This window comes from Deltaproteobacteria bacterium (genome assembly GCA_016210005.1).
Taxonomy (GTDB): Bacteria; Desulfobacterota; Binatia; order HRBIN30; family JACQVA1; genus JACQVA1.
The window spans coordinates 16,370-42,422 of sequence record JACQVA010000207.1 but is presented as its reverse complement, the minus strand read 5'-3'; the positions used below and the strand labels follow the sequence as shown (position 1 = coordinate 42,422).

Annotated in this window: 21 protein-coding genes; 10 read left to right on the top strand and 11 right to left on the bottom strand. The window is 67.1% G+C overall.

Annotated elements, in window-relative coordinates; translation table 11 throughout:
* Positions 1-28: 28 nt before the first annotated feature.
* Entirely contained in the window at positions 29-922 is an 894-nt protein-coding gene (locus HY699_20320; GenBank protein ID MBI4518155.1) for a hypothetical protein, read from the top strand.
* A 45-nt stretch (positions 923-967) separates the two neighbouring features.
* On the opposite strand, the gene HY699_20315 is transcribed toward HY699_20320, so the two are convergent.
* Positions 968-1,966 (bottom strand): dihydroorotate dehydrogenase-like protein, encoded by a 999-nt coding sequence (locus tag HY699_20315; protein ID MBI4518154.1) that lies wholly within the window; start codon positions 1,964-1,966, stop codon positions 968-970.
* Positions 1,967-1,997: 31 nt separating this feature from the next.
* Positions 1,998-5,579, bottom strand: coding sequence for a pyruvate:ferredoxin (flavodoxin) oxidoreductase (gene nifJ / locus HY699_20310; GenBank protein ID MBI4518153.1), 3,582 nt, complete (start codon positions 5,577-5,579; stop codon positions 1,998-2,000).
* A gap of 192 nt (positions 5,580-5,771) precedes the next feature.
* Here nifJ and HY699_20305 point away from each other — a divergent pair, with 192 nt between their 5' ends.
* On the top strand, positions 5,772-6,659 hold the full coding sequence (locus HY699_20305) for a c-type cytochrome (GenBank protein ID MBI4518152.1): 888 nt from the start codon (positions 5,772-5,774) through the stop codon (positions 6,657-6,659).
* A 5-nt stretch (positions 6,660-6,664) separates the two neighbouring features.
* Here the strand turns inward: HY699_20305 and HY699_20300 are convergent, their stop codons facing one another.
* The 7 genes from HY699_20300 to HY699_20270 form a co-directional block, all read right to left on the bottom strand.
* Positions 6,665-8,755: a response regulator gene (locus HY699_20300; GenBank protein ID MBI4518151.1), complete on the bottom strand. Its 2,091-nt coding sequence runs from the start codon at positions 8,753-8,755 to the stop codon at positions 6,665-6,667.
* Positions 8,752-9,693 (bottom strand): ABC transporter substrate-binding protein, encoded by a 942-nt coding sequence (locus HY699_20295; protein ID MBI4518150.1) that lies wholly within the window; start codon positions 9,691-9,693, stop codon positions 8,752-8,754. Before HY699_20295 ends, HY699_20300 begins: the two co-directional genes overlap by 4 nt.
* Positions 9,694-9,700: 7 nt before the next feature.
* A complete protein-coding gene (locus HY699_20290) occupies positions 9,701-11,719 on the bottom strand; it encodes a TonB-dependent receptor (GenBank protein ID MBI4518149.1) in 2,019 nt (672 codons plus the stop codon).
* Positions 11,720-11,869: 150 nt separating this feature from the next.
* Entirely contained in the window at positions 11,870-13,519 is a 1,650-nt protein-coding gene (locus tag HY699_20285) for a glycosyltransferase family 39 protein (protein MBI4518148.1), read from the bottom strand.
* Positions 13,507-14,802, bottom strand: coding sequence for a DUF2029 domain-containing protein (locus HY699_20280; protein ID MBI4518147.1), 1,296 nt, complete (start codon positions 14,800-14,802; stop codon positions 13,507-13,509). The genes HY699_20285 and HY699_20280 overlap by 13 nt, the downstream gene beginning before the upstream one ends.
* Positions 14,799-17,021 (bottom strand): glycosyltransferase family 39 protein, encoded by a 2,223-nt coding sequence (locus HY699_20275; protein MBI4518146.1) that lies wholly within the window; start codon positions 17,019-17,021, stop codon positions 14,799-14,801. Before HY699_20275 ends, HY699_20280 begins: the two co-directional genes overlap by 4 nt.
* A gap of 2 nt (positions 17,022-17,023) precedes the next feature.
* Complete coding sequence (locus HY699_20270) at positions 17,024-17,467, bottom strand: hypothetical protein (protein MBI4518145.1); 444 nt, start codon at positions 17,465-17,467, stop codon at positions 17,024-17,026.
* A gap of 141 nt (positions 17,468-17,608) precedes the next feature.
* Here HY699_20270 and HY699_20265 point away from each other — a divergent pair, with 141 nt between their 5' ends.
* From HY699_20265 to HY699_20235, 7 genes are all read left to right on the top strand, one after another.
* Entirely contained in the window at positions 17,609-19,081 is a 1,473-nt protein-coding gene (locus HY699_20265) for a GIY-YIG nuclease family protein (protein MBI4518144.1), read from the top strand.
* Between the two features lie 30 nt (positions 19,082-19,111).
* Positions 19,112-19,255 (top strand): hypothetical protein, encoded by a 144-nt coding sequence (locus HY699_20260; protein MBI4518143.1) that lies wholly within the window; start codon positions 19,112-19,114, stop codon positions 19,253-19,255.
* A gap of 78 nt (positions 19,256-19,333) precedes the next feature.
* Positions 19,334-20,059, top strand: coding sequence for an enoyl-CoA hydratase/isomerase family protein (locus HY699_20255; protein MBI4518142.1), 726 nt, complete (start codon positions 19,334-19,336; stop codon positions 20,057-20,059).
* 19 nt (positions 20,060-20,078) lie between these two features.
* A complete protein-coding gene (locus tag HY699_20250; protein ID MBI4518141.1) occupies positions 20,079-21,638 on the top strand; it encodes a long-chain-fatty-acid--CoA ligase in 1,560 nt (519 codons plus the stop codon).
* 57 nt (positions 21,639-21,695) lie between these two features.
* The gene (locus HY699_20245) at positions 21,696-22,466 is read left to right on the top strand and encodes an enoyl-CoA hydratase/isomerase family protein (GenBank protein ID MBI4518140.1); all 771 of its coding nucleotides are present in this window, start codon (positions 21,696-21,698) and stop codon (positions 22,464-22,466) included.
* A gap of 52 nt (positions 22,467-22,518) precedes the next feature.
* Entirely contained in the window at positions 22,519-22,638 is a 120-nt protein-coding gene (locus HY699_20240; protein MBI4518139.1) for a hypothetical protein, read from the top strand.
* Positions 22,639-22,672: 34 nt separating this feature from the next.
* Positions 22,673-23,530 carry a hypothetical protein gene (locus HY699_20235; protein MBI4518138.1) on the top strand — a complete coding sequence of 286 codons (858 nt, stop codon included), beginning with the start codon at positions 22,673-22,675 and terminating at the stop codon, positions 23,528-23,530.
* Between the two features lie 54 nt (positions 23,531-23,584).
* Here HY699_20235 and HY699_20230 read toward each other — a convergent pair whose 3' ends face one another.
* Positions 23,585-24,676, bottom strand: coding sequence for a phosphotransferase family protein (locus tag HY699_20230; protein ID MBI4518137.1), 1,092 nt, complete (start codon positions 24,674-24,676; stop codon positions 23,585-23,587).
* Between the two features lie 81 nt (positions 24,677-24,757).
* Positions 24,758-25,369: a sulfotransferase family protein gene (locus HY699_20225; GenBank protein ID MBI4518136.1), complete on the bottom strand. Its 612-nt coding sequence runs from the start codon at positions 25,367-25,369 to the stop codon at positions 24,758-24,760.
* A 412-nt stretch (positions 25,370-25,781) separates the two neighbouring features.
* Here HY699_20225 and HY699_20220 point away from each other — a divergent pair, with 412 nt between their 5' ends.
* Complete coding sequence (locus HY699_20220) at positions 25,782-25,943, top strand: hypothetical protein (protein MBI4518135.1); 162 nt, start codon at positions 25,782-25,784, stop codon at positions 25,941-25,943.
* Positions 25,944-26,053 lie beyond the last annotated feature (110 nt).

Below are 26,053 nucleotides of genomic sequence, written 5' to 3'. Positions count from 1 at the left end.
CTTACTGTGTTTTAAGGACAGGACAACTATGCCGGCGAATTTTCATGCAGCCCGGCACGCCACTGTGGCGGCCATCCCCCTGGAAGCACTCGAGGCGCGGCGCGATCGCAGCTTTAGGCGGCTGCCGGCGTTGCAGGTGCGCAGCGCCCGGCGGGCGTTGGGCTTCATCGAGGAGGTCGGCTTGGCCTCGTTGTTTGCCGCCCGCAGCTTGAATTTGCCCTGCTTGTGGGTGGCGGTGTGTGGGCGGCGCGACCCGCGGTTCCCGCAGCACAGCCACCACGATAGCGAGGTGGGCCTGGCCTGGGAGCTGAAGGACCAGCTGCCGGCGGCCGGCAAGGTGTTCTACGGCAAGTTGATCCGCAAGAAACCCACGTTCGTGGCCTGGGACATCTTTCCGGCCGTCTATCGGCTCTTCGGGCCCGAACAAGACTATCTGCGGGCGTACCGCGACGGGTTGCTGTCGGCGGCGGCCAAGGCCGTGCTCGACTCGCTCGACCGCGATGGTCCGCAAGACACCTTTGCCCTCAAGCTGGCGAGCAACCTGGCACGCCCACGCCAGCGGCGCGTTTTCGATGCCGCCATGGCCGAGCTGCAACAGCGGCTGTATGTGTCGATGCGCGAGGTGCGCTACGATCCCTTCACCTACGTTTGGGACCTGGTGGCGCGGCGCTACGGCGAGCGTGTGGCTCCGGCGCGGCGGCTCGGACTGGAGGCGGCTGCGGTTGCCCTCGCCCGCCGCTACCTCCAGGCAGTCGTCTACGCTAGCTTCAATGACTTGGCCGGGGTGCTGGCAAGCCGCCAGCTCGCCACCCGCGCCGTCGCCAGCTTGCAGCACGAGGGGGTAGTGCGGAGCGACTGCCGCATCGAGGGCTTGGGCGGCAAGTGGCTGGTGGCCAGCCCGACAAGCCGGCACGGGTCGTAGCCGCTTTCTTAAGCTTCTCCGCGGTGGCTGGCGTTGGGCCATGCTTCACGCTCGCGGCCGCCAGCTCTGCAGCACGCGCATGTAGTTGCCGCGCATGAGGGCGCCGGGGTTGGGGCAGCGCTCGAGATTCATGCTGCCGCGCATTTGCGCCAGCGATTCGTATTCGTGAGCTTCGAGCCACTGGCGCATGCCGCTGAGCACTACGCCCAGATGCGCGGGGCCGTGCCGCAACAGCGCCGAGACCAACTGCACCGCGTGCGCCCCGGCCATCACCGCCTTGAGGGCATCCTCCGCCGAATGCACTCCTCCAGTCACTGCCAGTGAGGCGCGCACCCGCCCCGACAGAATCGCCAGCCAGTGCAGGCGCAACAGTAGCTCGTAGGGCTCGGAGAGGTGCAGGCGCGGAATCACGTCCAACTCCTCGAGGTCGATGTCCGGGTGATAGAAGCGGTTGAAGAGCACCAGGCCATCGACACCCAACTGGTCGAGCTTGCGCGCCAGATGCGGGATGGCCGAGAAGAAGTGCGCCAGCTTGATCGCCACCGGGATGCTGACCTCGCCCTTCACCGTGCCGGCGATCTCGTACACCCGCTGCTCGACGCTCTCGCTGGTCTCGGCCGGATCGGTGGCGACGTGGTAGACGTTGAGTTCGAGCGCATCGGCCCCGGCCTGCTCGATCAGGCGCGCATACTCCAGCCAGCCGGTCGCGCTGTGACCGTTCAAGCTGCCGATGACCGGCACGGCTACCGTTTCCTTGATCCGCCGGACTTGGTTGAGGTAGCGCTCGGGGCCAAGCGAATACTCGTCGGGGTGAGGAAAATACCACAGCGCCTCGGCGTAGGACTCGGCGTAAGACTCGACGTGGTGGACAAAGCCCAGCTGGTCCTGCTCGATCTGCTCCTCGAACAGCGAGTGCATCACGATCGCCGCCGCCCCGGCGTCTTCCAGGCGCTTCACGGTGTCGAGGTCGTCCACCAGCGGCGAGGCGCCGGGCATGAGCGGGTGGGGTAGTTCCAAGCCGAGGTAGGTCGTGGATAGATCCATGGCTTCTCCTTCGTGAGCGGCGCGCCCTCCCTCACGGGTCGCGCTTCACAGGCACGGCGAGCTTGGACAAGTGCTCGTAGATCGCGAACCTCCTGCTAACCTCCTCCTGGGCGGCCGCCAGCAGTTGGCGAAAGCGGGCCGGGTCTTGCTGTTCGACCATGCGGAAGCGGGCTTCGTTACCGACGTAGTCGGCTAGCCTCGCTTTGGGCGCGGCGCAGTCGAGCTGTAGTGCCGCCTCGCCCGCAACCAGCCGGCGCGGATCGAAGCGGTAGAGCGGCCAGTAGCCGGAGTTGACCGCCAACTTGTGCTGCTCGGCACCGAAGGCGAGGTCGTAGCCGTGGGCGATGCAGTGGCTGAAGGCAATGAGCAGGGAAGTGCCGGGATAGGACTCGGCCTCTTGGAAAGCGCGCACCGTTTGCAGGTCCTTGGCGCCGAAGGCGATGCGCGCGACGTAGACGCTGCCGTACGACATCGCCATCAGGCCGAGGTCTTTCTTGGGGTTGCTCTTGCCGGCCGAGGCGAACTTGGCGGCTGCGCCCAGCGGGGTGGCCTTCGACTGCTGGCCGCCGGTGTTCGAGTACACTTCGGTGTCGAGCACCAGGATGTTGACGTCACGGCCCTGGGCCAGCACGTGATCGAGGCCGCCGAAGCCGATGTCGTAGGCCCAGCCGTCGCCGCCGACGATCCACACGCTCTTCTTCACCAGATAGTCGGCGAGCATTTCCAAGCGGCGCGCCTCGGGCCGAGCGATGCCGGCCAACTGCCGGCGCAACGCGGCCACCCGTTGGCGCTGGGCCGCGATGCCGGCCTCACTGCTCTGGTCGGCCGACAGCAGCACGCGCACCAACTCCTCGCCCAACTGCGGCGCCAACTGTAGCAGCAGGCCGCGCGCGTGCTCGTGGTGCTGATCGAGGGCCAGCCGAAATCCCAAACCGAACTCGGCATTGTCCTCGAACAACGAGTTCGACCACGCCGGACCGCGCCCGTCGCGGTTGGTGGTATACGGGGTGCTCGGCAGATTGCCGCCGTAGATCGACGAGCAGCCGGTGGCGTTGGCAATCAGCGCGCGATCGCCGAAGAGCTGGGTGAGCAGCTTGATGTACGGCGTCTCGCCACAACCGGCGCACGCCCCCGAGTATTCGAACAGCGGTTCGAGGAACTGCGACTGTTTGACATCGATGCGCATCTCCGTGCGGTCGGGCTCCGGCAACTCGAGGAAGAAGGCGTAGCGCAGCCGCTCAGCCTCGCGCAGCGGCGCCTGCGGGTGCATGTCGATGGCCTTGTGCTTGGGATTGGACTTGTCTTTGGCCGGGCACACCATCACGCACAGGGTGCAGCCGGTACAGTCCTCCGGCGCCACCTGCACGGTGTATTGGAAGCCAGCGGGAAACTCGTGCGCGCGGTAGTCGGTGGCGAGAAAGCTGGCGGGCGCCGCCGTCAGGTGCTCGGGCGCGTACACCTTGGTGCGGATGGCGGCATGCGGGCACACCAGCGCGCACTTGTTGCACTGAATGCAGATGACCGGGTCCCACACCGGGATTTCGAGCGCAATGTTGCGCTTCTCCCACTTGGTGGTGCCCAGCGGCCAGGTGCCGTCGACCGGGAAGGCGCTCACCGGCAGCAGATCGCCCTTGTTGGCGAGCATTACCGCGGTGACCCGGCGCACGAAATCGGGCGCCTCGTCCGGTACGATTGGCGGCAGGCTGTGGCTGGCGGTTGCGGCTGCCGGCACGCTGACCTGGTATAGGTGCGCCAGGGTGTGGTCGACGGCGGCGAAGTTCTTCTTGACGATGATGTCGCCCTTCTTCTCGTAACTCTTGCGGATGGCGTCCTTGATGTGGGCGATGGCCTGGTCGCGCGGCAGCACGCCGGAGATGGCGAAGAAGCAGGTCTGCATCACCGTGTTGATGCGCCGCCCCATGCCGGTGTCTTTGGCGACCTTGTAGGCGTCGATGACGTAGAACTTGAGTTGCCGGTCGATGAGTTGCTGTTGCACCTCGCGCGGCAATCGGTTCCACACCTCATCCGGCCCGTAGGGTGCGTTGAGCAAGAACATCGCGCCGGGCGCGGCGGCTTCGAGCACGTCGTACTTCTCGAGGAAGTTGTACTGATGGCAGGCGACGAAGTTGGCGCGCCGCACCAAGTAAGTCGAGCGGATCGGCTGCGGGCCGAAGCGCAGATGGGAGATGGTGATCGCCCCCGCCTTCTTGGAGTCGTAGACGAAGTAGCCTTGCGCCCAATGGCTGGTTTCCTCGCCGATGATCTTGATCGAGTTCTTGTTGGCGCCGACGGTGCCGTCGGAGCCGAGACCGAAGAACACGGCGCGCACGACATCGTCCGGCTCGATGTCCCAGTCGGGATCAACCGCCAACGAGGTGTGGGTCACATCGTCGACGATGCCGACGGTGAAGTGGCGTTTGGGTTCGTGCTTCTTCAGCTCGTCGAACACCGCACGCACCATGGCGGGGGTGAATTCCTTGGAAGACAGCCCGTAGCGCCCACCGATCACCGCTGGTTCTCTTGCCCCTCGTCTCAGGCCGAGGTCTTGGGCCTCGCGTAGCGCCGCGACGACATCGAGGTAGAGCGGATCACCCAACGCCCCCGGCTCCTTGGTGCGATCAAGCGCGGCGATTGCCCGCACCGACGCCGGCAGCGCAGCGGCAAAGTGTTCGAGTGAGAAGGGGCGAAACAGCCGCACCTTGAGCACGCCGACTTTCTCGCCGCGCTCGCACAGCCACGCCGCGGTCTCGTGCGCGGCCTCCGCGCCCGAGCCCATCAGCACAATCACGCGCTCGGCCTCGGGATGTCCGGCGTAGTCGAACAACCGATAGGCCCGCCCGGTCAGCGCGGCGAAGCGGTCCATGCTTTCCTGCACCAGCCCGGCACAGGCCAGGTAGAAGGGATTGGCGGCTTCGCGTGCCTGAAAGAAGGCGTCGGGATTTTGTGCGCTGCCGCGCAGGACCGGGCGGTCGGGCGTGAGCGCGCGCCGGCGGTGGGCCGCGACCAGCTCCTCGTCGATCATCGCGCGCAGGTTGTCATCGGTCAGCTCGGTGATCTTGCCGAGCTCATGCGAGGTGCGAAAGCCATCGAAGAAGTGCAAGAACGGCACGCGCGCGCGCAGCGTGGCGGCGTGGGCGATGCAAGCGAAATCGTGCGCCTCCTGCACCGAGCCGGAGCACAGCAGGGCGAAGCCGGTCTGGCGGCAGGCCATCACGTCGGAATGATCGCCGAAGATCGATAGCGCGTGCGTCGCCAGGGTACGGGCCGACACGTGCATACAGAACGCCGTCAGTTCGCCGGCGATCTTGTACAGGTTGGGGATCATCAGCAGCAGGCCCTGCGAGGCGGTGAAGGTGGTGGTGAGTGCGCCCGCCTGCAGGGCGCCATGCACGGCGCCGGCGGCGCCACCTTCGGACTGCATCTCGGTGACCAGCGGCACCGCGCCCCAAATGTTGGCCCGGCCGCTGGCTGACCACTCGTCCGCCAATTCCCCCATCGGCGACGAGGGGGTGATGGGATAGATGGCGATCACCTCGCTAAGCCGGTGCGCCACCGAAGCGGCGGCCTCGTTGCCGTCGCGGATGACCATGCGTGATACGGGCTGTTCGGACATCGTGTGCGGCCTCTTCTGCCCCGCTGGGTTTTCCACTATCAGATTCCGGCGCGCTGTGCAGGTGCGCTAATCGTGCCCGCGGGTGAGGCGCTTGATTTCTTAGGGTTCGCTCCGCTGCCGCTCCACCGTCTTCGCAGGCGCGGGAAGAATCCGGGCTTGTACTGGCGGCGGTGGCCAGTTAACACGGGCGGCATGAGGCCAGTAGGGCAGCGCCGCCGGTGGTCCGGTCTGCTCGCGATAGGAGCCATAGGTCTGGTTCTGGCGGCGGCAGCGAGTGCGCCCGGCGCGGAAACCGATGGCGCCCGGCTATATCGGCTCTATTGCGCCTCGTGTCACGGGCCGCAGGGCAAGGGGGATGGGCCGGATGCCGTCATCTTCGCCGCCGCGCCGCGCAATCTACACGAAGGCTTCTTGGGGAAGTATGCCACCGACGAGCTGGTCGAGCGTATACGCGAGGGGCGGGCGCTCAACTTGGCGTTCGACCCGACCGCGCTGCGGGCGCGGGCCAGCGCGGTCGAGGAGGTCGTCGCTCACTTACGCCGCTTGCCGGCCATCGACTGGCCGCGAGTCGAGCCGGGGTGGCAGCTGTACGTGGAGCGCTGCGAGATCTGCCACGGCCAGACCGGCCGGCCGGGGGCCACGCTCCCGCCCGGGGTTCACCCGCCGCGCGACTTATCCGATCCCGCTTACCAGCGCTCGCTCAGCGACCGGCAGCTGGCGGTGGTGGTTCGCCACGGGCGCAAAGGCATGCCGGCGCTGGCGCCGCAGGTGACGGAGGCGGAGGCGAAGCTGCTGGCCGCCTTCGTGCGCGTGCTCTCGCCCGGCTTTGCCGAGTACTCGCGCAGCTGCGCCAACTGCCATGGCGACGATGGGCGCGGGGTCAAGAACCTCGGCGAGGTCATCAAGCTGCCCGAAGTGGTCTTCGACCGCCAATACTTCAAGCAGCGCGACCCGGAGCAACTGCGCAGCCGAGCCTGGCACATGCTCGCCCAGCAGAAGCCGGCGATGCCTCACTACCGTTGGACGCTCAGCGAGGCGCAGGCACGGGCGATCGTGGAGTTTCTCAAGCTGAGCCGGTAAGCGCCTCACCCTTCATGCGCCGGCTGGTACGCGTGGTTGGGCTCCGCGGCGGCGGGCTGCGCTACCAGTCGCTCGATGGCATCGAAGAGTGCTTGGGTCTCGATCGGCTTGGAAACGTAGGCGTCCATGCCGGCCGCAAGGCAGCGTTCTTGGTCGCCTTTGAGCGCGTGGGCGGTGAGCGCGACGATCGGCAGGTGCTGGCCCGTGGCCCGTTCGCGGGCGCGGATCTCGGCGGTAGCTTCAAGGCCGTCCATCCCCGGCATCTGCACGTCCATCAGCACGAGGTCGAACGTCTCGCGCTCCAGCGCCGCCAATGCCTGCCTGCCGTCGCCGGCCAGCGCCACCGAGTGGCCGTGCTTTTCCAGCAGGCGCACGGTAAGGCGTTGGTTGACGATGTTATCTTCGGCCAACAGGATGTGCAGCCGCGCCGCCGCCTGGGCCGCACCGAGCGGCGGGGCGGCGCGGGGTGCGGGTGGAGCCAGCTCCGCGCCGGCGGGCGACACGGCCACGGCGAAATGGAACGTGCTGCCGCGGCCGACCTCACTCTCGACCCAGATCCGCCCGTCCATCAGGGTCACCAACTCGGCGGAAATGGCCAGTCCCAAGCCGCTGCCGCCGTACTTGCGCGCCGTCGAGCCGTCGACTTGCTCGAAGGCATTGAAGATCGCCTGGTGTTTTTCCGGGGGGATACCAATCCCGCTGTCGGTGACGCTGAAGTGGAGGCGCGACGAAGCGGCCGGCGCCGGTGCGGGTTCGGCGCGTACCACGATGACGCCGCTGTTGGTGAACTTGATGGCATTGCCGACGAGGTTGACGAGCACCTGACGCAGCCGGCGGGCGTCCCCCACGAAGCGGTCGGGCAGCGCAGCCGCCACCTCCTCGCGCAGCTCCAATCCCTTCTCCTCGGCGCGTGCGCGCAGCATCTTGACGGTCCTGGCCACCAGCTCGCGCAGGGAGAACGGGTACGCCTCCAGCTCGAAGCGGCCGGCCTCGATCTTGGAAAAATCGAGGATGTCGTTGACGATCGCGAGCAGGGCATGGCCGCTGTCGCGGATGGTGAGCAGATCCTCGCGCTGCCCTTCGCTCAGCGAAGATTCGAGCAACATCTCCGTCATGCCCAGGATGCCGTTCATCGGGGTGCGGATCTCATGACTCATGTTGGCGAGGAATTCCGACTTGGCGCGGTTGCCGGCCTCGGCGGCGGTCTTGGTCTTGATCAGTTCGCGGTTGACGGCTTCGAGGGTTTCGGTGCGCGCCCGCACCCGGTCTTCCAGCGTGCGGCCGTGGCTTTCCAGTTGGGCATGGCTGCGCGCCAGACTCGCCACCATGGTGTTGAACGCACCCGCCAAGGCGCCGAACTCGTCCGACGAAGCGATCTTGACCCGCGTGTTCAGCTCGCCGCCGGCGATGGTTTCGGCGGCTTGCGCCAGCAGCTTGAGCGGGCGGGTGACCGCGGTGGCCAACCACGCCGCGCTGAGAATGCCGATGGCGGTGATCAGCAGGGTAACCGAGATGGCGGTGACAACAACGCGGCGGCGAATCTGGTGCAACGACGCTGTCGATAACCCCAGCAGTACAGTGCCGATCTGGTGCTGCTCGGCCGTGGCCCCGGTGGACGTGCGGCCGCTGAAGAAGCCGAGTTCTTCCCGCTGCGGCCGAGCGGCCGCGGTGTAGACGGGCGCTTCGAATTGCCACACCAGGGCGCCGAGGCTGCGCTGCCCGTCCGGCGCCGCTGCTGGCGCGGCCGCCTGGGATGGACCGGCGGGAACGGGGCCAACGGAGGCAAGGTGCACGCCGGCGGCGTCGAGGAAGCTGCAATACACGACATCGCGCTGGCTGCGCCCGCGTTCGCCGAGTTGTTGCAAGCTGTCAACGTCGCCGCTGAGAATGCCCAGCTCGGCATCGTAAGCGATGTATTCGGCCATCGTTTCCCCGCGCACGACCAGCCGGTTGTGCAGCTCGGTGAGCTCGCGCTCGACCAGCATCCAGCTCAGCACGCTACAGGCCGCCACCAGCAGGGCGGATATGGCCAACGCCAAACGAGGCGCGAAGCCCCAATGCGATCCCACCCAGCCCGGCAACCACCGCAGGCTCACCGCACTACCTCGCTGGCTTCCGCCTCGACGGCGGCGGGAAGGGTGATCCCCAAATGGCGTGCGCTGCGCAGATTGAGCGCCAGCGCCACCTTGCGCGGCACGGTTGCGGGAATGCTGGCGGCATCCTCGCCGCGCAACACACGCAGCGCGCTCTCGCCGGTCTGCGCTCCGATGTCGGCGTAGTCGCAGGTCAGCGCCGCCAGCGCCCCGGCGCGCACGTGGGCGGTCGACAGCCCGAACAACGGCACCCGGTGCCGCAGCGCCTCCAAGATGAGCGGTGAGGTCGTTTGTGGCGTGAAGACGTGGCTGTCGGCCACGCTCCAAATTACCTCGACCTGCTCCATCAAGGTGTTGAGAGCGGCCACCGCACGGGCCGAATCCTCGACCGGCAGCGCGACCAGGCTAAAGCCCTGCTGAGCGGCGACGACGCGCGCGGCCTCGATGATCGGCCCGGTCTCGGCCGGATGATAGAGCACGCCGACCCGACGCGCGCCGGGAAACACCCGCCGCAGTTGGGTGAACTGCACCGCCAGGGGCACGTCCAGTGTGGCGCCGCTCAGCTTACGCCCGCCGGCAGCCGTGAATCCGCTCTGCTCCGGGTAGAGCACCATCGAGAAGATGATGGGTGTACTGGTCGCCTCGGCCAGGGCCGCCGCCGTCGCCTGCGAGCCGATGGTGATGATCAGCCGGGGATTGGCGCGGCGCACCTCGGCCAGCAATGCCGCCGCCGCGGCCTCGTCGCCGTCGAGGTCGAAGGTGATGATCTCGGGCGCCGGCAACCCACGCCGAACCGTTTCCAACACGGCGTCCGTGGCCTGGTTGAAAGGTAGGACCGAACTGCTCTTGATGATGGCAATGCGCGGAAAGAGGTCAGCCAGCCCCACGTGCGCCGCCAGCACCATCGCCAGCAGCACCAGATTGCTCACACGCCAGCGCACGGTTGCCTCAGAAGCCGTATTCCAGTTGCAGGCGGAAGGTGAAGCCGTCTTGTCGGATCCGATCCTGCACGTGTTCCGATCCGCCCGGGTCGGAGTAGCGCTGGTCAAAGAGGTTGTAGAAACCAGCGCCGACACCAAGGCCGCGCACCGGCGTCTGGTAGCGCAGGTGTAGGTTGGCAACGGCGGCAGTGCCGACTTGGCGCCCGGCCAGCGTTTGACGCGGCCCGAGCAACTGCAGCTCGAAACCGGTGTCGATTCCGGCCGGCCACGTAAACAACGCGGCGACATTGCCCAGGTGCTTGGGCGAATTCGGCAACAGCTGACCGCCGGCGGCGCGCACCTCTTGCAGGCTGTAGCTGGCGCGCAGGTTGACGGCATCGCTCAGCGGCACGCGCAGCTCGAACTCGGCGCCGTTGGCGCGGGCGGAGGCGAGATTCTGGAATTGCACCCGCACCAGGTTGGGATCACCGGTGTCGACGTAGGCTTGGTCGATTAGGTCCGACATGTCGTAGTGATAAAGGTCGACAGTGGCCTGCGTGCGCCGCCACAGCGTTTGCTCCCAGATCACCTCGTAAGTGGTAATCCGTTCCGGCTTGAGTTGCGGGTTGCTGAGATAGCCGTAGTCTTGGCTGAGGATTTCGAAGTACTGCTCGTAGACGCTCGGCGGCCGGAAAGCGCGCCCATAGAGCAGCTTGAAGCGGGTGTCGGCCAGCGGACTCCACAGCGCGGCGGCGCGGGGGCTGACTTCCTCCAAACGGTCGTAATAGCGGTCGAAGCGCAGCCCGCCGACAAGAGTGAGCTGGGGCAGCACGACGAATTCATCCTGGGCATACAAGCCCCAGGTGGTCAGCGAGCGGCGGTCATCGACGAAGTGCTCACCCGAGGGCAGCACGAAGTTCTCCATCGTCGCAGCCGGATGGTAGGTGAACTCGCTGCCGGCGATCAACGAGTTACCGGGAAATAGCTCGCGTTGCGCTTGCACCTCGCCGCCCAGCCAGTGGCTGGTGCCGAAGTCCTCACTGGTGACACGGTCGGCACCGCTGCCATAGGCGTAGGTGCCGTGGTAACGCAACCCATCGTAGAAGACGCGGCTGGTGACCAGCACGCCGAACCCCGGCTCCTGGGTATAGCGCAACTCGGCAAAGTCGCGCCCGTCGACGGTCTGGTTGTCCGGGTCATTAAAGGTCGCCGCGTACGATCCGGTCGGGAGATACTTGTCGCGGCGGTTGACGCCGCCTTGCAGCGACAAGTTGCCCGAGCGCGCGCTCAGGAAGAAATTGAGGGCGCGCTCGGCGTCGGCCTCGCGCGCCACGCCGTTGTTGGTCGTCGGGTCGTTGTACTCCGGGTAATAGAGTTGCCGGTTGCCGTCGAGTTCGAGCACCGAGCCGCTGGCGAACACGTCGAGGCCGTTGCTGAAGACGTGGCCGAGGGAGACCTGGCCGCGTTTGCGCCCGAGGCTGCCGGTTTCCACCACCGCGTGCGCACCGGGTTGCTCCTGGCCGGTGGCGGTAACGACGTTGACCACGGCAAACACGGCGTTGCCGCCGTAGAGCGCCGAGCCCGGGCCGCGCACGACTTCGATGCGCTCGACCGCTTCGAGATCGATGCCGAACTCCGGGCCGACGTAGCCCATGCCGTAAACGTCGTCGTTGTAAGTGTGGCCGTTGACCAGAATCAAGATGCGGTTGTTGTAGTCGCTCGGGCGCAAGAAGCCGCGGGCGCCGATGTAGCTGTAGTTGCGGTCGTAGCTGCCGTAGAAGCCGCGCACCGAGCGCAGGGCCTCGGCCAGCGTGCGGTAGCCAAAGCGGCGAATCTCGGCGCGCGTGATGACCGTCACCGAGGCCGGCGCTTCAGCCAGCGATTGGCTGTGCTTGGCCGCGGCGGTGACCTGCGGCTCTTCAAACAACAGCATCTCGGGCCGCGGTCCAGCCGCGGCCGCCACCCCCGCCGCTGCGCACATCACCTGCCCCAACAGCATGAGGCGGACACACGGGTGGGCAATCGAGCGAAAGGGACGCAGGCTCATGCGGCTAGCCAGCAGCAGCACCCATGCCGGATGATGTGCGCAGGCTTTTGCGCCGCCCGCCGACACAGCGAGCTGGCGAGCGGCGTCATCGGCTGGTCGAAATCGGGCAGTTCGCTACCGGGTGGTCAGGCGACCAATCACTCGATAACCTCACTTCTCGCCGACCGCCATCAGCGCTAGGCGCTCGGCCTCGTGCATACCGCGGCGCAGGGCGGCACAGCGGTCGAGAACCTCGACGCGATGGCGAGCACCCAGCCTCTCGGCGACGGACTGCGGCGCCATGACGTAGGTGGTGGCCGCGGCTGAATCACGGATGGCGGCCTCGAACCCGTCAACGGCATCCGTGCGCACGAGCGGCGCGTTCAGATAGTACGCGATCTGATGCTCCGGCAGCTGCACCAGGTACAGCGGTTGCGAGGGTGGAATGATCCGGTTGGCGCGTTCGGCCAGCTCGGCGTACGGCCGCCACGAGTCGTGCGCGGCCATCAACCAGCCCTGAACGAGGACGCCGGCCAACCCGGCGGTGGCGAACCAGGTGGCCAGCTGCCAGTGTACTTGGCCGCGCCGCTCCAGAAACAGCGCCGCCACCAAGCCGATGGCAACCAGCCCGACAACAGCAGCAGCGCGGCCGGCGAGCGCCGCCGGCAGTAGCCCATAGACCGCGGTGACTCCGGCCGCGCTACCGCAAGCTATCACCAGCAACTGGAGCGCGAGCCGCGGCCGGGCCTCGCGCTGGCGCCAGGCGGCGTACGCGCTCACCCCTTGGCCGGCGAGCACCGCCAGTGGCGGCAACGCCGGCGCCAGGTAGTGCCAGTGCTTGAACGCACTCGCAGTGACGAGCGCCAACCCGGAGATGAACCAGGCATTGAGAAAGCCGAGAAGCTCCCGCCGCTGCGAGTCGCGGCGCAGCGCGAAGTAGCCGATGGCGCAGAACACCGTCCACGGCAGCATGAGCCACAGCACGGTGTACAAGTAAAAGAGCGGGGACGACTCGCCGCCCATTGCGCCATGGAAGCGGCCCCAGTTGTCCCGCAGCCAGCGCTCGAGCACTGCCGGCTGCTCCCGGTAGGCCAAGATCGGCCACGCGCCCAGAAGCACCCCGGCCAGCGCCAGACCGGCGGGATCGACCAGGAAGCGCGCCGTCCGGCGCTGTCGCAACACCAGCAGCCCAACCGGGATCCAGATGAAGGCGAGGCCGATCGGGCCCTTGGCGAGAAAAGCGAGCCCGCTGGCAAGATAGAACGCCCGCGCCGCCCACGGTCGGGCGCGGTACTCGCCCGGCGTTTCCACCTTGACGAGGTTGGCGCGCGCAAACACCGATAGCGCCGTAGCCACCGCGGCGCACAGCAGCATGTCGGGAGTGGCATCGGCCCCCAGCTTCAGCGAGTAAACCGTGGTCAGCTGCACCACGCCGGCCAGCAGCGCCGGGCGACTCCCCAACCAGCGCGCCGCCAGGCTTGCGACGGCTAATGCCGCCACCACCGCCGCCACCGCGCTCGGCAGCCGCGCCACCCACTCACTGTGACTACCGAACAGCGCCATTGCCAGCGCGATGGCCCAGTGCATCAGCGGCGGCTTGTGACCACAGAGCACGCCGGCAAAGGTCGGCACCAGCCAGCGCCCGGTGGCCAGCATCTCTTTTGCCGGTTGCGCCAGCCAGACTTCGTGCGCACTGAGCGTCCGGCCGCCGGCGAGAATGATCAGGTAAAGCGCGGCGCCGTAGGCCACTATGAGCAGCGCGGCCGGCCAGCTGAGGCGCTCGCGCGCGACTGGCCGCGGCGCCGGCTCTACCGCGAGCACCGCTCCTCCCGCTGTACCCCGACCGCCACCCACATGCCGGCCAGAGATAACAGCGCGAACCACGCCGGCAGCCCCCAAGCCAGGGTCAGATCACCGAGCGCCTTGCCGATCACACCCTTAGCCGTCAGTGGGCCGGTTATCAGCAACCCGGTCAGAAGCGCGCCCAACCACAAGTTCCATCGCTCCACCACGAGCCGGGCGATGATGAATGCCGGCAGCAGCACGACCACGTAGTGCGCCTTGCTGCTCTGGGGGCTGAGCAGCAGCATGAGACAGACGACCGCCCCGGCCTCGATCCCCAACCGGATTTCGCCGAACGCGCGCGGCGCTCGCTCAGCCGCAGCGGGGCGCGCCACCAGAGCGGCCGGCTTCCGAAACCTCCACGCACTGAGGGCGAGCAGAAGCGCACCGGTGCTGTAACTCAAGACCGCGGCCCAGCTCCCGTGAGTTGGCGCGATCGCAGGCCGTGCCTCGAGCACTTGACTCGACAGCGGCAGACCGAAGCGCAGCAGGCGATTGAAGAAGCCCGCCAGCGATTGGTTGAGCAATACGTCGGTAAACCAGTGCCCGGCCGCCCACTGCCCCGAACTCAGGCAGTTGAAGTACCAATCGGCAAGGTAGAGCCGGCCGTTCGCTTGCGGCCACAACACGTCTGGCATCAGGTTCAGCAAGACCGCCACCGTGACGAGCACGGCGGCAGCGCGGCGGTAGCCACGCCAGGCCAGGTAAGGAGCAAACAAAAGCGGCGGGCCCTTCATGGCGGCGGCGAGGCCGAGGCAGACGGCGCCGCTGATTTCATGACCGCGCCAGAGCCGCCGGCAGCCTACGAACAGCAACGCCGCGATGACCATGTCGAACTGCTGATTTTCGAGCGGAGCCACGAAGAAGCGCGCGGCGAGAGCGAAGCCGAGCAACCAGATCGCCGGCCACGGCGGCGGGAGCGGACGCCGCAGACTCGGGCCGCCGGCGAGCTGCCAGACGCAAACGAATGCCGCGATGGTGGCGACGATGTTGACCAGGTACCAAATAAACAGCGACACTGCCGGTGACAAGCCCGCCCAGGGGACAGCCAGCATGGCCATGGCGGGCGGGTACATGTAACCCTCACCGTGGATCGGCTCACCGGCGCGCAGCGCCCGGGCGGCGCGCACGAAGCAGCTGTACCACTGGCTCTGTTCCGGCTGGTGCATGAAGACGAAGCCGTAGATCACAAAGAAGACCACCCCGGCCAGCGGCAGGAGCAATGCTTGCCGCAGACTGCGACTCTCCGGCGCTGTGGTCATCGCGGCGGTGCCGCCCCGTCCCCGCTCAGGCGGCCGACGATCACCTGCATCTCGGCGGCCCGGTCGCGGCTGCGCGCCACGGAAATCACCGCCACCGGTTGCCAGGCGAAGCTCGGCTCGATCCGGCGGTCGTCTGACCGGTAGAAGCAGAAGAACGTTTCAGGCTTCGCCAGCTCAGCCGCGACCCCGGGGTCGGACCACTCCAGCAACGCAATCGGGTCGCGGTAGTAGTACGCGAACAGGTGATGAATCGGCCCGAGGCTGAGCAGCCGATGGCCGCGCGGCAACTGCTGCTTGAGCCGCGCCACGCTCGCTTCCGTGTCAACGCTAGTGTTGGCGAGAGCGTTCACGACCACGCCCGTGTAGCTCAGGCCGAGGAAGAGCGCCACCGTGACCAGCGCAGCCAGGCGTGGCGGCGCGCCGCCGCGCGTCGTCTTGCGCATCACCGCCGCCGCCGCCGCGCAGAACGCCGCGTACGTCAGGGCCAGCGGCCACGGCTGCGCCCAACGGAAGAGCGCGGGAGTCGTAACCAGGCTGACTCCCAATACCGCGGCACCGCAGAGCGCCATGCCGCCCGTCATGATGCGAGCGAAGCGCTGCCAAGCCGAGGCCGCCCATGTTGCCTGCGCGCCCGCCCGCTCCACCACCACGGCGGCCAAGAGCGCTGCGATCGGATAGAGCGGCATCAGGTAGCGCGGCCGCGCCCCCGGCGGCAGCCAGCAGGTGACAAACGCGAGCGTCAGGGCCAGCAGTAAGAAGCGCGCCTGGGGCAGGCTGGCGCTCAGCTCCGCCCGCGCGCGGGGCACCACGTAGCAGGCGAGCAGAGCCGACCACGGCAACGTGGAAACCAGCACTTCCAGCGGAAAGCTGATGCCGTGGCCGGCAATGCGCGCGACGCCGGCCTCGGTGAAGCGTATGCCGACCTCGTTGAACCAGATCGCACGAACACCGTCCCAACCCACGGCGCGCGCATGCATCAGCTGCCACGGAGCCAGCAGTGCAACGAAGACGACCAGCCCGGCGGCGTGTGAGCGGCTGAAGAGAAACCGCCAACGGCCCTCGAGCAGGAGAAAGAGCCCGGTGCTGCCGATGAAGTACAGCGGTGCTTGCACTCCCTTCGTCAACGCCCCCAGCGCCGCTAGTCCGTACCCGACCATCCAGGTGACGGCCGGCGGCCAGCCGCGCACGTAGCCGAGATGCCACAACAGCAGCGCAGCACTGACCATGAAGCTGAAGAGCGCCTCGGTTTCCCCGAGCCGGCCGAGTTCGAGCACCTGCCCCATCGTCGCGAACGCCAGGCCCGCAGCGAGCCCAGCGAGCGGACCCATGAGCGCGCGAGCACAACCGTACAGCAACGCACCGGTGCCGATCACCGCCAGCACGCTGGGGAGCCGAATCGCCAACGGGCTGAGCCCGCCGGTCAGGCGCGCGCTGCCCGCGATCGCCCATTTCTGCAACGGCGGCCGATCGTGGTACGGCTGCCCCTGCTGGCGCGGCACGATCCAGTCGCCGGTGGCCATCATTTCGGCCGCCACCCGTGCGCGCCGCGATTCTTCGCCGCGCAGACTCGGGCTGGTGATGCGCGTGCAGTAAATGGCGGCGATAACGGCCACCAGCCAGAGCAGTTCGCGCTCACGCCACCACCGACGCGCGCGTGCCGGATCACGCCGGTACAAATGCTCAACGATCGCCGCCCCCGAATAGATCGGCACCAAGGCGTGGAGCACGCCCAGCACCTCGCCCGGCAGCAGGCCGGCGGCCACGCTGTCGTTGCACACCAGCACGCCGATGAGCGCGTAGTTGAGCACCCCGCCGCGGTGACCGATACGGCTGCGGCCGGCGGGCGCGGGCCAATTTCTCGTCTGACTCAGCCAGAAGTCGCCGGCGTAGACGCCGAAGGCGGCCGCGACCGCCGCCGGCACCCACCATGGGGTTACCCCACGCGCTACGTAGGTTGCCAGCGCGGTGAGGACGAACAAGATATCCGCTCCGTGATCGAGCACCCGGCCCCGAATGCTGGTCGCGCCGGCCCGCCGCGCCAGGTGCCCGTCCAGCAGATCACTGGCAGCGATGATGAAGAACAGCAGAAGCGCGCCCCAGCGCGCGCCGGCGGCGCCGGGCGCCCGCCACGCCAGCACGGCGAACAGCGGTGTCACCACCACCCGCAGTGACGTCAGGGCATCGCCGGCATGGTGCCAAAGTCGACAGCGCGCCGCCATCGCTACTGCTGCCGCCGCTCCTGTTCTCGGTGCCGCCCAATGGCGGCCGCCTGTTCGGCCAAGGCGCGCTGCTCCTGCGCCAGCGCCGGGCGCAGAGCGCGCCAGTCGGCCTCGCTAACGCGGGCCGCATCCACCTGCCGCAGCAGCGCCTGGTAGCGATCGAGCAAGGCGGCAAAGGCACGATACGACTCGCGGCCGGCATCGCGCTCGAACTGGCGCAGGAAGGTACGGCCCCGCTGCGCCGGGTAGTTGAACTCGGCCATGTCGGCCGCCGCCGGCGTGCGCCCGGCCTCGGCCAGCGCGCTGAGCTTGTCGACCATCTGTATCAGCACCGTCACATGGACCGTCAGAATGTCTCCGTAGCTGCGCCACAAGCAGCCCGCTAGCGCGACCACCAGAAACGCCGAGAGCACGCGCCGCATGCGCGGACCATAGCCGCTTGTCACTACCGGCACAATTCAATCCCGCCGGGTCGCCCCCGCCGTTGGGGCCAGCGTCGGGGTGCGCGACAAATTTGTGGGTAACGTGGTTCGGTGTTATGGCCGTCATTCCCGCGAAAGCGGGAATCCAGTTTGGCCTTTGGCGCTATGGACAAGCAGTTCTGCGTTTACATCCTGGCCAGCAAACGGAACGGCACGCTGTACCTTGGGGTGACTTCACAGCTGGCAACGCGGGTGTGGCAGCATAAGAGCAAGGTAGTGGAGGGTTTTTCGGCCAAGTACGGCGTTGACAAGCTGGTCGACTTCGAAGCGCACGGCTGCGCAGAGACCGCAATCGTGCGGGAGAAGCAGCTGAAGAAGCGGCGCCGCGCCTGGAAGATGACAAATTGCGTCCCTTTCGGCCATGGGCCTCGGCCTGACAGTACACAGTACTGTCAGACTGGTGAGTATTTGCCCGGTCGGCTGCACGTTACCCACAGATTTGTCGCACACCCCGCCGCGGGCGAGTCTCGCCGGGGAACTTTTTTCGCCTGCGAGTTTCTGTTAGGTCCTGTGCGTTCGATGAGTTGGACGGAACTCGATACAGTAGAGCAGTCAGCGGGTGCGCGGTCGGCTGACTTCCTCGGCATCTGCTTGCCCCGGAGCTTTGGGGCACCGGAGGCCGAGTGGCGGGCGGTGCGCCACGGCGCCGGCGTGCTCGACGCCCGTAATCGGCAACTGCTGTCGCTAATTGGCGGCGATCGGGTCGCCTTCCTTCACGGGATGATCACCAACGACGTGAAGCGGAGCACCGCCGGTAAAGGCGTTTACGCGGCGCTGCTCACCATCCAGGGGCGCATCGTTTCGGATCTGTACGTCTACGCCTTGGCGGACCGGCTGCTCCTGGATGTGCCGGCCTGGCGGCGCCAGGCGGTACGCGAAGCACTCGATCATTTCATTATCGCCGACGACGTCGAGTTCGAAGAAACCGATCTAGCGCCGCTGCTGGCGATCGAGGGTCCGGACGCCGCTGACGTGCTGGCGGCCGCCGCTGGGCAAGCGCCGGGCGAGCCGGCACCCTTCGACCACAGCGAGATCACGATTGCCGGGGTAAGCGCCCGCTGCGTTGCGGTCAGCCAAACGGGCGAGCCCGGGTTTCGGTTGCTAGGACGGCCCGGCGACGCCGCGGAGTTGTGGCGGCGGTTGTCGGCGGCGGGAGCGTTGCCGGTTGGGCTCGACGCGCTCAATGTGTTGCGCCTGGAAGCCGGCATTCCATGGCATGGCGTCGATATGGATGCCGAGACGCTGGTGATGGAAACCGGCTTGGAGACCGCGATCAGCTTCAACAAGGGCTGCTATCTCGGCCAGGAGGTGGTCGAACGCGTGGCGGCGCGCGGGCACGTGAACCGTAAGCTGTGCGGCCTGGTCGGGGACGGTGAGGTGCCGCCGCCCGGCGCCCCGCTCTTGCACCATGACCGGGAAGCGGGCCACCTTACCAGTGCCGCTCACTCGCCTGCCCTCGGCCGGGTCATCGCGCTCGGCTATGTTGAGCGCACGAGCTGGGCTCCGGGGACGGTGCTACGCGCCGGCCGCCAACACTTGACCATTACCGCCCTGCCGTTCTATCGACGAGGCGACTAACGAACGTTCACCAGCGGAGGAGATGTATTCATGGCCAACCAACTGGGCAAACGCTACCTGTGCGAAGCCTGCGGCACCGAGGTGCTGTGCAACAAGCCCGGCCCGGGCGCAGTCGAGTGCTGCGGGCAGGAAATGAAGATCAAAGAGGCCAAGCCGCTGCCGTCGAGCGACTAACGGTCGCCCTTGCGCGTGGCTGCTCGAGCCGGCATTTGCCGGTGCGGCGGCCACCCCGCGCTCTCGGACACCATCCCAATGCCATCTTCCACACCCGCGGTGCTGTACGAGAAGGACGGTCCGGTGGCAATCGTGTCACTGAATCGCCCCGAGGTGCTCAACGCTTACAACGTCGCCATGCGCGACGGCTTGTTCGAGGTCTTGGCGGCGGTGCGTGACGACCCCGAGGTGCGAGTGATGGTGTTGCGCGGCAACGGGCCGGCGTTCTCGACCGGCGGCGACGTGCGCGAGTTCGGCGCCGCCCCGTCCCCGGTGGTGGCGCGCGCGGTGCGCTTCCAGCGCGACGTCTGGGGCACGCTCAAAGCCCTTCCCCAACCGACCATCGCCGCGGTCCACGGCTACGCCGTCGGCGGCGGTTTCGAGATGGCGCTGCTCTGCGACATCTGCATCGCGGCCGCCGATGCCCGTTTCGGGCTGCCGGAAACCGGCCTGGGGATGATTCCTGGTGTGGCCGGCACTCAAACCGCCACGCGGCTGTTCGGTGTGGGCCGAGCGCTTGATCTCATGCTCACGGGGCGGCGGTTGAGTGCGAAAGAAGCACTGGCGTTCGGCCTGGTGGCAGGCATAGTAGAGCCGGCGCAGTTGCGCGCCGCGGCCCTCGCGCTGGCGCATCGCCTGGCGGCGCTCGCACCGGCGCTGGTTGCAAAGACCAAGCGCGCCGTCAACGAAGGTCTCGATCAGCCGCTGAGCGCCGCTCTCGCACTAGAGGCCCGGCTGGCGGAGATGGTGCCGGCGCACCACTGAGGCCCGCAGAGGAGGTTTCGTGAACACGTCCAATTTCGTCAGTATTCCGGCGATGATGTTTGCCGACCAGGAGATCCTGGTCTTCGAGAACGAGCGCCGCACGTACGGAGAGTTGTGGGAGCGTATCCAGCGCTTGGCCAACGCGCTCGAAAGCGTCGGAGTCGGCCGCGGCGATCGGGTGGCGGCGCTGCACACCAACTCGGCCCACTACGTCGAGGCCTACTTCGCCGCCGCCGCCCTCGGCGCCGTGTTCATTCCGGTGAACTATCGCGCCAAGCTGCCCGAGCTGGAGTACATGCTCGCCTCCGCCGACACCAAGGTGCTGTTCGTCGGCGATCGTTATCTCGAGGCCGCCCAGCATATGCTGCCGAGATTGCCGACGATCAAGACCTGCATTGCCATCGAAAGCCGGCAGGCGGGCATGTTGCACCACGACACGCTGGTCGCCGAGGCCGCGCCCGATTTCACCGAGCGTGAGATCGAGGACGATGACACCACCATCCTCATGTACACCAGCGGCACCACTGCCCTGCCCAAGGGCGTGATGCTGACGTTCAACGATTTCACCGCCTATGTTACGGCCAACGTCGAGTTGGCCGACGGCACGCCGCGCGGGGCCTCACTGCTGTGCGTGCCGCTCTACCACATCGCCGGCGCCACCAACGTCATGACCAACCTCTTCACCGGCCGCAAGCTGGTGCTGACGCGGCAGTTCGACGCCGCCGAGTGGCTGCAGACGGTCGAGCGGGAACAGGTCACGCACGCGTTCCTGGTGCCGACGATGGTCAAGCAGCTCATAGATCACCCCGAATTTCACCGGTATGATCTCACGAGTTTGCAGAACCTGTCTTACGGCGGCGCGGCCATGCCTTTCCCCGTCATCCGCCGCGCCCTCGAGATGTTCCCCAAGACGGTCGGTTTCGTCAACGCCTTCGGACAGACGGAGACCACCTCGACCCTGACCGTGCTCGGCCCTGATGACCACCGCCTCGAAGGCGAGCGGGCACAGGTCGAACTGCGCCTCAAGCGGCTGGTGTCGATCGGCAAGCCGCTGCCCGACGTCGAGGTGCGCGTGGTCGATGACGGCGGTCAGCCACTGCCGAGCGGCGAAGTCGGCGAGTTGTGGGTGCGTACGCCGCGCGTGATGAAGGGCTACGCCACCAATCACGGCACCAAGGCCGCCTCGGCCTTGGTCGAGGACGGCTGGCTGCCGACGCGCGACATGGGCTGGATCGACACCGACGGTTACATCTTCCTGGCCGGGCGCAAGGACGACATGATCATCCGCGGCGGCGAAAACATCGCCCCGGCCGAGGTCGAGTCGGTGCTGTACTCGCACCCGGGCATCGAGGAAGCCGCGGTCATCGGCATCCCGGACCTCGAGTGGGGACAAAAGGTCTGCGCGGTAGTGGTGCCGCGCCCGGGCACAACCCTGTCGGCCGGCGAGGTGACCGAGTTCTGCCGCCAGCGCTTGGCCAGTTTCAAGAAGCCCGAGGTCATCCACTTCATGGACGAGCTGCCCAAGAACCCGATGGGCAAGATCCTCAAGAAGGATTTGCGCGGTCAGTTCGCGAGCTGAGGTTGAGCAGCGAGCACGGCAGCCTCGGGCAAACTCGGGCAGCGACAAACAGCAAGGATGACCCGTAAGGCAACATCAAAGCCGGCGGCCGCGCCGCTGCTCTTCAGCGTGCGCGACAGCATCGCGTGGCTGACGCTGAATCGCCCGGCGGCCGGCAATGCCATCACCCAGCCGCTGGCGCAACAACTGATCAGCGCGGCCGAAGCCATCGAGCTGGACGACAGCATTCGTTTGGTCGTGCTGGGGGCGGCCGGCAAGTCGTTTTGCGTTGGGGTCGAGGACGGCGGCGCGTGGGAGCGGCGTTGCCGCTGGGTGGCGGCCATCGGCAGCCTTAGCGTACCGGTCATCGCGGCCGTCAACGGCGATGCCATTGCTGAGGGTTGCGAATTGGCGCTCGCCTGTGATCTGCGGTTCCTGTCGCCGCGCGCACGCTTGCAGCTGCCGCAGTTGGCGCACGGCCGGCTGCCCTCGCAAGGCGGCACCCAGCGCCTTCCCCGCATCATCGGCCGCATGCGTGCGCTCGAGTTGTTGCTCAGCGGGCGTGCGGTAGAGGCCGCCGAGGCCGAGCGGATCGGGCTCGCCACCCGGGTGTTGGCAGCAAGCAGCTTCGCCGCCGACTTGCGCCGGGCGGTGGCGCAATTGGCCGCCCGCGGTCCGATCGCTTTGCGCTATGCCAAGGAAGCGGTGTTGCACGGGCTCGACCTCCCGCTCGACCATGGCATCCGACTTGAGGAAGACCTCTATGTCTTGCTACAGACAACCGCCGATCGCGCCAAAGGCGTGCGTGCCTTCTTGCAAAAGCGGCGGCCGGCGTTTCGCGGCGATTAACCCGAGGCCGGAACGATGAACTCGTTCGGCTGTGAACGTAGAGAGAGGAACGATGGCAAACCAACTAGGCAAAATGTACATCTGCAGCAAGTGCGGCTCCCAAGTCATTGTCACGAAAGCGGGTGCCGGCACGATCAAGTGTTGCGGCCAGGAGATGGAGCAAAAGAAGTAGGCGGCCGCCGGGCGCCGCGGCGCCCGGATGCACAATGACCAAGACCGTCAACCTTTCGCTGGCCGCGCCGCTGGCCACCTACTGTGTGCGCGCGCACAACATCGCCGCGCACGCCGAGAACAAGATTCACGATAACGCCGTGGCCAGGCAATACGGCTTCTCCGGCGGTTTGGTGCCTGGCATTTGCGTCTACGGCTATCTCACCCGACCGCTGGTGGCGCACTTTGGGCTGGCGTGGCTAGCTCGCGGCAGCGCCAGCGTGCGCTTGCTGCAACCTTGCTACGAGGACGAGGAAATCACCGTCCAGGCGTTGCCGCTGACGCGCCACCCCGGCGAACCGATCACCTTCGAACTTACAGCCGAGCGGCCCGACGCCACTGTTTGCGCTCGCGCTACGGCCGCATTTGCGGCCACCGCCGTACCGCCGCCCGGACTCGAGCACTACCCGCTTGCGGCATTGCCCAGCGAGCGGCCACCAGCCTCGGCGGTCGCGCTCGCTCCGGGCAAGGTGCTCGGCACCGTCATGCTTGAACTCGACGCGGTGCAGTGCGCCGCTTTCGCCGGCAGTGTCCGCGACGATCTCGCGCTCTACCGCGGCCCCGACGGCGTAGCCCATCCGGCGCTGCTGCTCGGTCTCGCCAATCAGGTCCTGGTGCAGAACGTCAAGCTCGGCCCCTGGATTCACACCGCTAGTGAGGTCACGCACTACTCGCTGGCGCACTACGGTGACAGCGTCAGTGCGCGCAGCCGCGTGCTCGAATGCTACGAACGCAACGGGCACCAGTTCGTGGTGATCGACGTCCTGGTTGCCGCCGAACCGCACCGCCCGCTCCAGCGCATTCGTCACACGGCGATCTACCAACCGCGGGCACTGGCACAAACGGCGCCGTAAGCGCCGCCGGGGCCACCTTTGCTCTGCGGCTCCGCTTGGGCGGCGCGACGCGGGCTACACGGAGAGCGTGCGGCTGACTTCTTGCGAGCGCCAGAACAACACCTCGGCGCCCTGTTCGAAGACGCGGAAGCGCTCGTCCTTGGTCTGACCCAGGTGATAGCGGTGAAAGATTTGCTGTAGCACCACCGCCATCTTGAACAAGCCGAAGACGTAGTAGTAGGGCACGTTGGCGACGTCGATGCCGCGGCGGCGGCAGTAACGTTCCACCGCTTCACCCCGCGTCATGAAACCCGGCACCATCGACGGCATCACAACCTGGCCGGGGTCGGGGATTGGGTCATCGGCTTCCAGCCACGCCACCAGCAGCGTGCCGAGGTCGGCGAGCGGGTCGCCCATCGTGCACATGTCCCAGTCGAACACCGCTTCGCAGCGACCCGGGTCTTGCGCATCGAGCATCATGTTATCGAGCCGCCAGTCGTTGTGCAGCAGCGCCGGCGCCGGTGATGGCGGCAGGTGCTCGCCTAGCCAGCGCGACATCTCGTCGGCCAGTGGCACCTCCTTCGTCTTGGCGCGCTCGTAACGCCTCATCCAGCCGTCGATCTGCCGGCGCATGAAGCCTTCCGGATTTCCCAGCGTGTGCAGCCCGACCGCCGCCGCGTCGGTGCTGTGCAGGTCGGCCAGCGCGTCGATGACCACCTCGCTGATCCGCCGGTTGATCACCGCATCCTCGCCGCCGCCGAACTGTGACGGAATCGCTCGGCGCACGACAATGCCGCGACGCCGCTCCATGATGAAGAAGGGCGCACCAATGATCGTCGGATCCTCGCAATAGACGTACGCACGCGGGGCGTAGCGGTAGCCCCGGTACAGTACCGAGAGCACGCGGTACTCGCGGCCCATGTCGTGCGCACCGGGCGCCACCGGCCCAAGCGGCGGTCGGCGCAAGACGTACTCCACCTCGCCGTAGCGCAGCAGGTACGTCAGGTTGGCGTGACCGCCGGCGAACTGGACGACTTCCAGCTCGCGCTCGGATTCAGGCACACGGCCTTTCAAGTACTCCGCCAGCCGCGCGTGATCGAAATCTTCACCCTCACGAATGGCGATGGTCTCCGGGGGATCCGTGGCCGCCGTCGCTGCACGCTGCATCTGCGCCATAGCCGAACCTGTTCTTCGCCTCCGTTCTTAGAACCAATCCATCGACTTAATCAACGCGGGGCGAGCCACGCCTCACTCGCCGCCGGCACCACCGTGTCCGGCCTGCCACTCGGCGCGGGTGTTCACGCGCGGAAACGGCTCCTCGGGCACCGGCACGCCGAGCGCGGTGCACAGCGGCAGCCAACCATCTCCCGGTTGCCACTCGATCAGGCGGTGGGACGGGACCGCTGCCCGCACTGCGGCGTAATGACGCTCGTAGGCGGCGATGGCAGCGGCGCGATCGTTCAATGCCAGGGTGAAGCGGGTACTGAAGACGGCATCGATCATGTTCCGCCACGGGCCGGTCTCGCGCACGCTCACCGGGAAAATTGTCTCACTCGCGCTTTGCCACCACGCCTGGGGATCGCGCGCGGACAGCAGCACCAGCGCCTCGGGAAACGCGGCGCTCAGCTCGGGCCAGAACGACGCTGCCGGCCAATCGACGGTGGCCGCGTAGTCCGCCAGCAGTGCCCGCCAGTCGGGCATCGTACCCCGAGCCGCCGCGTGCCACGCCGGCACGTGTTCCGGGTGCGCGAACACCTCGATCATGTGGTAGCAGCGCGCACCCAGCAGCTGCTCCAGCGCGAGCTTGAGTGACATCGTCCCGGTGCGCCCCAGTCCAGCGCCAATGACCCGTAGCTCCATAGCGCTCCTCCGATCCCACCGACCAACCCGTCACCGCTCAACCCGCGAGCGCGGATCGCACCCCAGGCGATATCCAACGCGGCTGTTTCGCATTCGCAACGGGCATGTCGGGCAACGCTAGTAGCATGCTGCCCCGGGACACCCAAGGGGACCCTTGGGCGCATCATCCCCGCAGTGGTTGATCGCACTGATGGCGACCTTGCCGGTGGCGGGGGCCACGTCGGCGAGATTCCCCCTCTCCAAGAGGCGGAGGACGCGCACGCCTCACAGTAGCGAGTCGCCCGGTAGCAAGCTGGCGGCGGTTGCAGTCAGGCTCCCAGACGGGCGATAATGTAAACCATGACGCGGGCCGAATTCGAAGCACTCCCAGCCGACGAGACGAAACAAATCACCGGAGACATCTCCTGGAGCGATGCCGAAGACCAATCGCCTGCCGTTGAGCGGAGCCTGGCGACTTGGACTCTGGTACCTCGAACTAAGCTTGCTTAGGCTGGTCGGCTTCAGCGGGGTCTACAGCAATCTTGAGTTTGTCGTAGGGCTCGTCGGTGCCGGCGAAGTAGGCGTGGCGGCCTAGTTGAACAGTGATCAGCGTGAGGGGTTTCCCCCGGACCCTTTCCCGACCCTTGCGGGTTGTTGCAAGGTACGTAAGGACTTCGCTATGGTCGTAGCTTGTTGCTGGCAATA

Excerpts from the sequence above, each read along its gene's own strand:
- HY699_20320 (MBI4518155.1), top strand. The coding sequence starts at position 29 with ATGCCGGCGAATTTTCATGCAGCCCGGCACGCCACTGTGGCGGCCATC.
- HY699_20315 (MBI4518154.1), bottom strand. The coding sequence starts at position 1,966 with ATGGATCTATCCACGACCTACCTCGGCTTGGAACTACCCCACCCGCTC.
- nifJ (MBI4518153.1), bottom strand. The coding sequence starts at position 5,579 with ATGTCCGAACAGCCCGTATCACGCATGGTCATCCGCGACGGCAACGAG.
- HY699_20305 (MBI4518152.1), top strand. The coding sequence starts at position 5,772 with ATGAGGCCAGTAGGGCAGCGCCGCCGGTGGTCCGGTCTGCTCGCGATA.
- HY699_20290 (MBI4518149.1), bottom strand. The coding sequence starts at position 11,719 with ATGAGCCTGCGTCCCTTTCGCTCGATTGCCCACCCGTGTGTCCGCCTC.
- HY699_20280 (MBI4518147.1), bottom strand. The coding sequence starts at position 14,802 with ATGACCACAGCGCCGGAGAGTCGCAGTCTGCGGCAAGCATTGCTCCTG.
- HY699_20275 (MBI4518146.1), bottom strand. The coding sequence starts at position 17,021 with ATGGCGGCGCGCTGTCGACTTTGGCACCATGCCGGCGATGCCCTGACG.
- HY699_20265 (MBI4518144.1), top strand. The coding sequence starts at position 17,609 with ATGGACAAGCAGTTCTGCGTTTACATCCTGGCCAGCAAACGGAACGGC.
- HY699_20260 (MBI4518143.1), top strand. The coding sequence starts at position 19,112 with ATGGCCAACCAACTGGGCAAACGCTACCTGTGCGAAGCCTGCGGCACC.
- HY699_20255 (MBI4518142.1), top strand. The coding sequence starts at position 19,334 with ATGCCATCTTCCACACCCGCGGTGCTGTACGAGAAGGACGGTCCGGTG.
- HY699_20245 (MBI4518140.1), top strand. The coding sequence starts at position 21,696 with ATGACCCGTAAGGCAACATCAAAGCCGGCGGCCGCGCCGCTGCTCTTC.
- HY699_20240 (MBI4518139.1), top strand. The coding sequence starts at position 22,519 with ATGGCAAACCAACTAGGCAAAATGTACATCTGCAGCAAGTGCGGCTCC.
- HY699_20235 (MBI4518138.1), top strand. The coding sequence starts at position 22,673 with ATGACCAAGACCGTCAACCTTTCGCTGGCCGCGCCGCTGGCCACCTAC.
- HY699_20230 (MBI4518137.1), bottom strand. The coding sequence starts at position 24,676 with ATGCAGCGTGCAGCGACGGCGGCCACGGATCCCCCGGAGACCATCGCC.
- HY699_20225 (MBI4518136.1), bottom strand. The coding sequence starts at position 25,369 with ATGGAGCTACGGGTCATTGGCGCTGGACTGGGGCGCACCGGGACGATG.
- HY699_20220 (MBI4518135.1), top strand. The coding sequence starts at position 25,782 with ATGCCGAAGACCAATCGCCTGCCGTTGAGCGGAGCCTGGCGACTTGGA.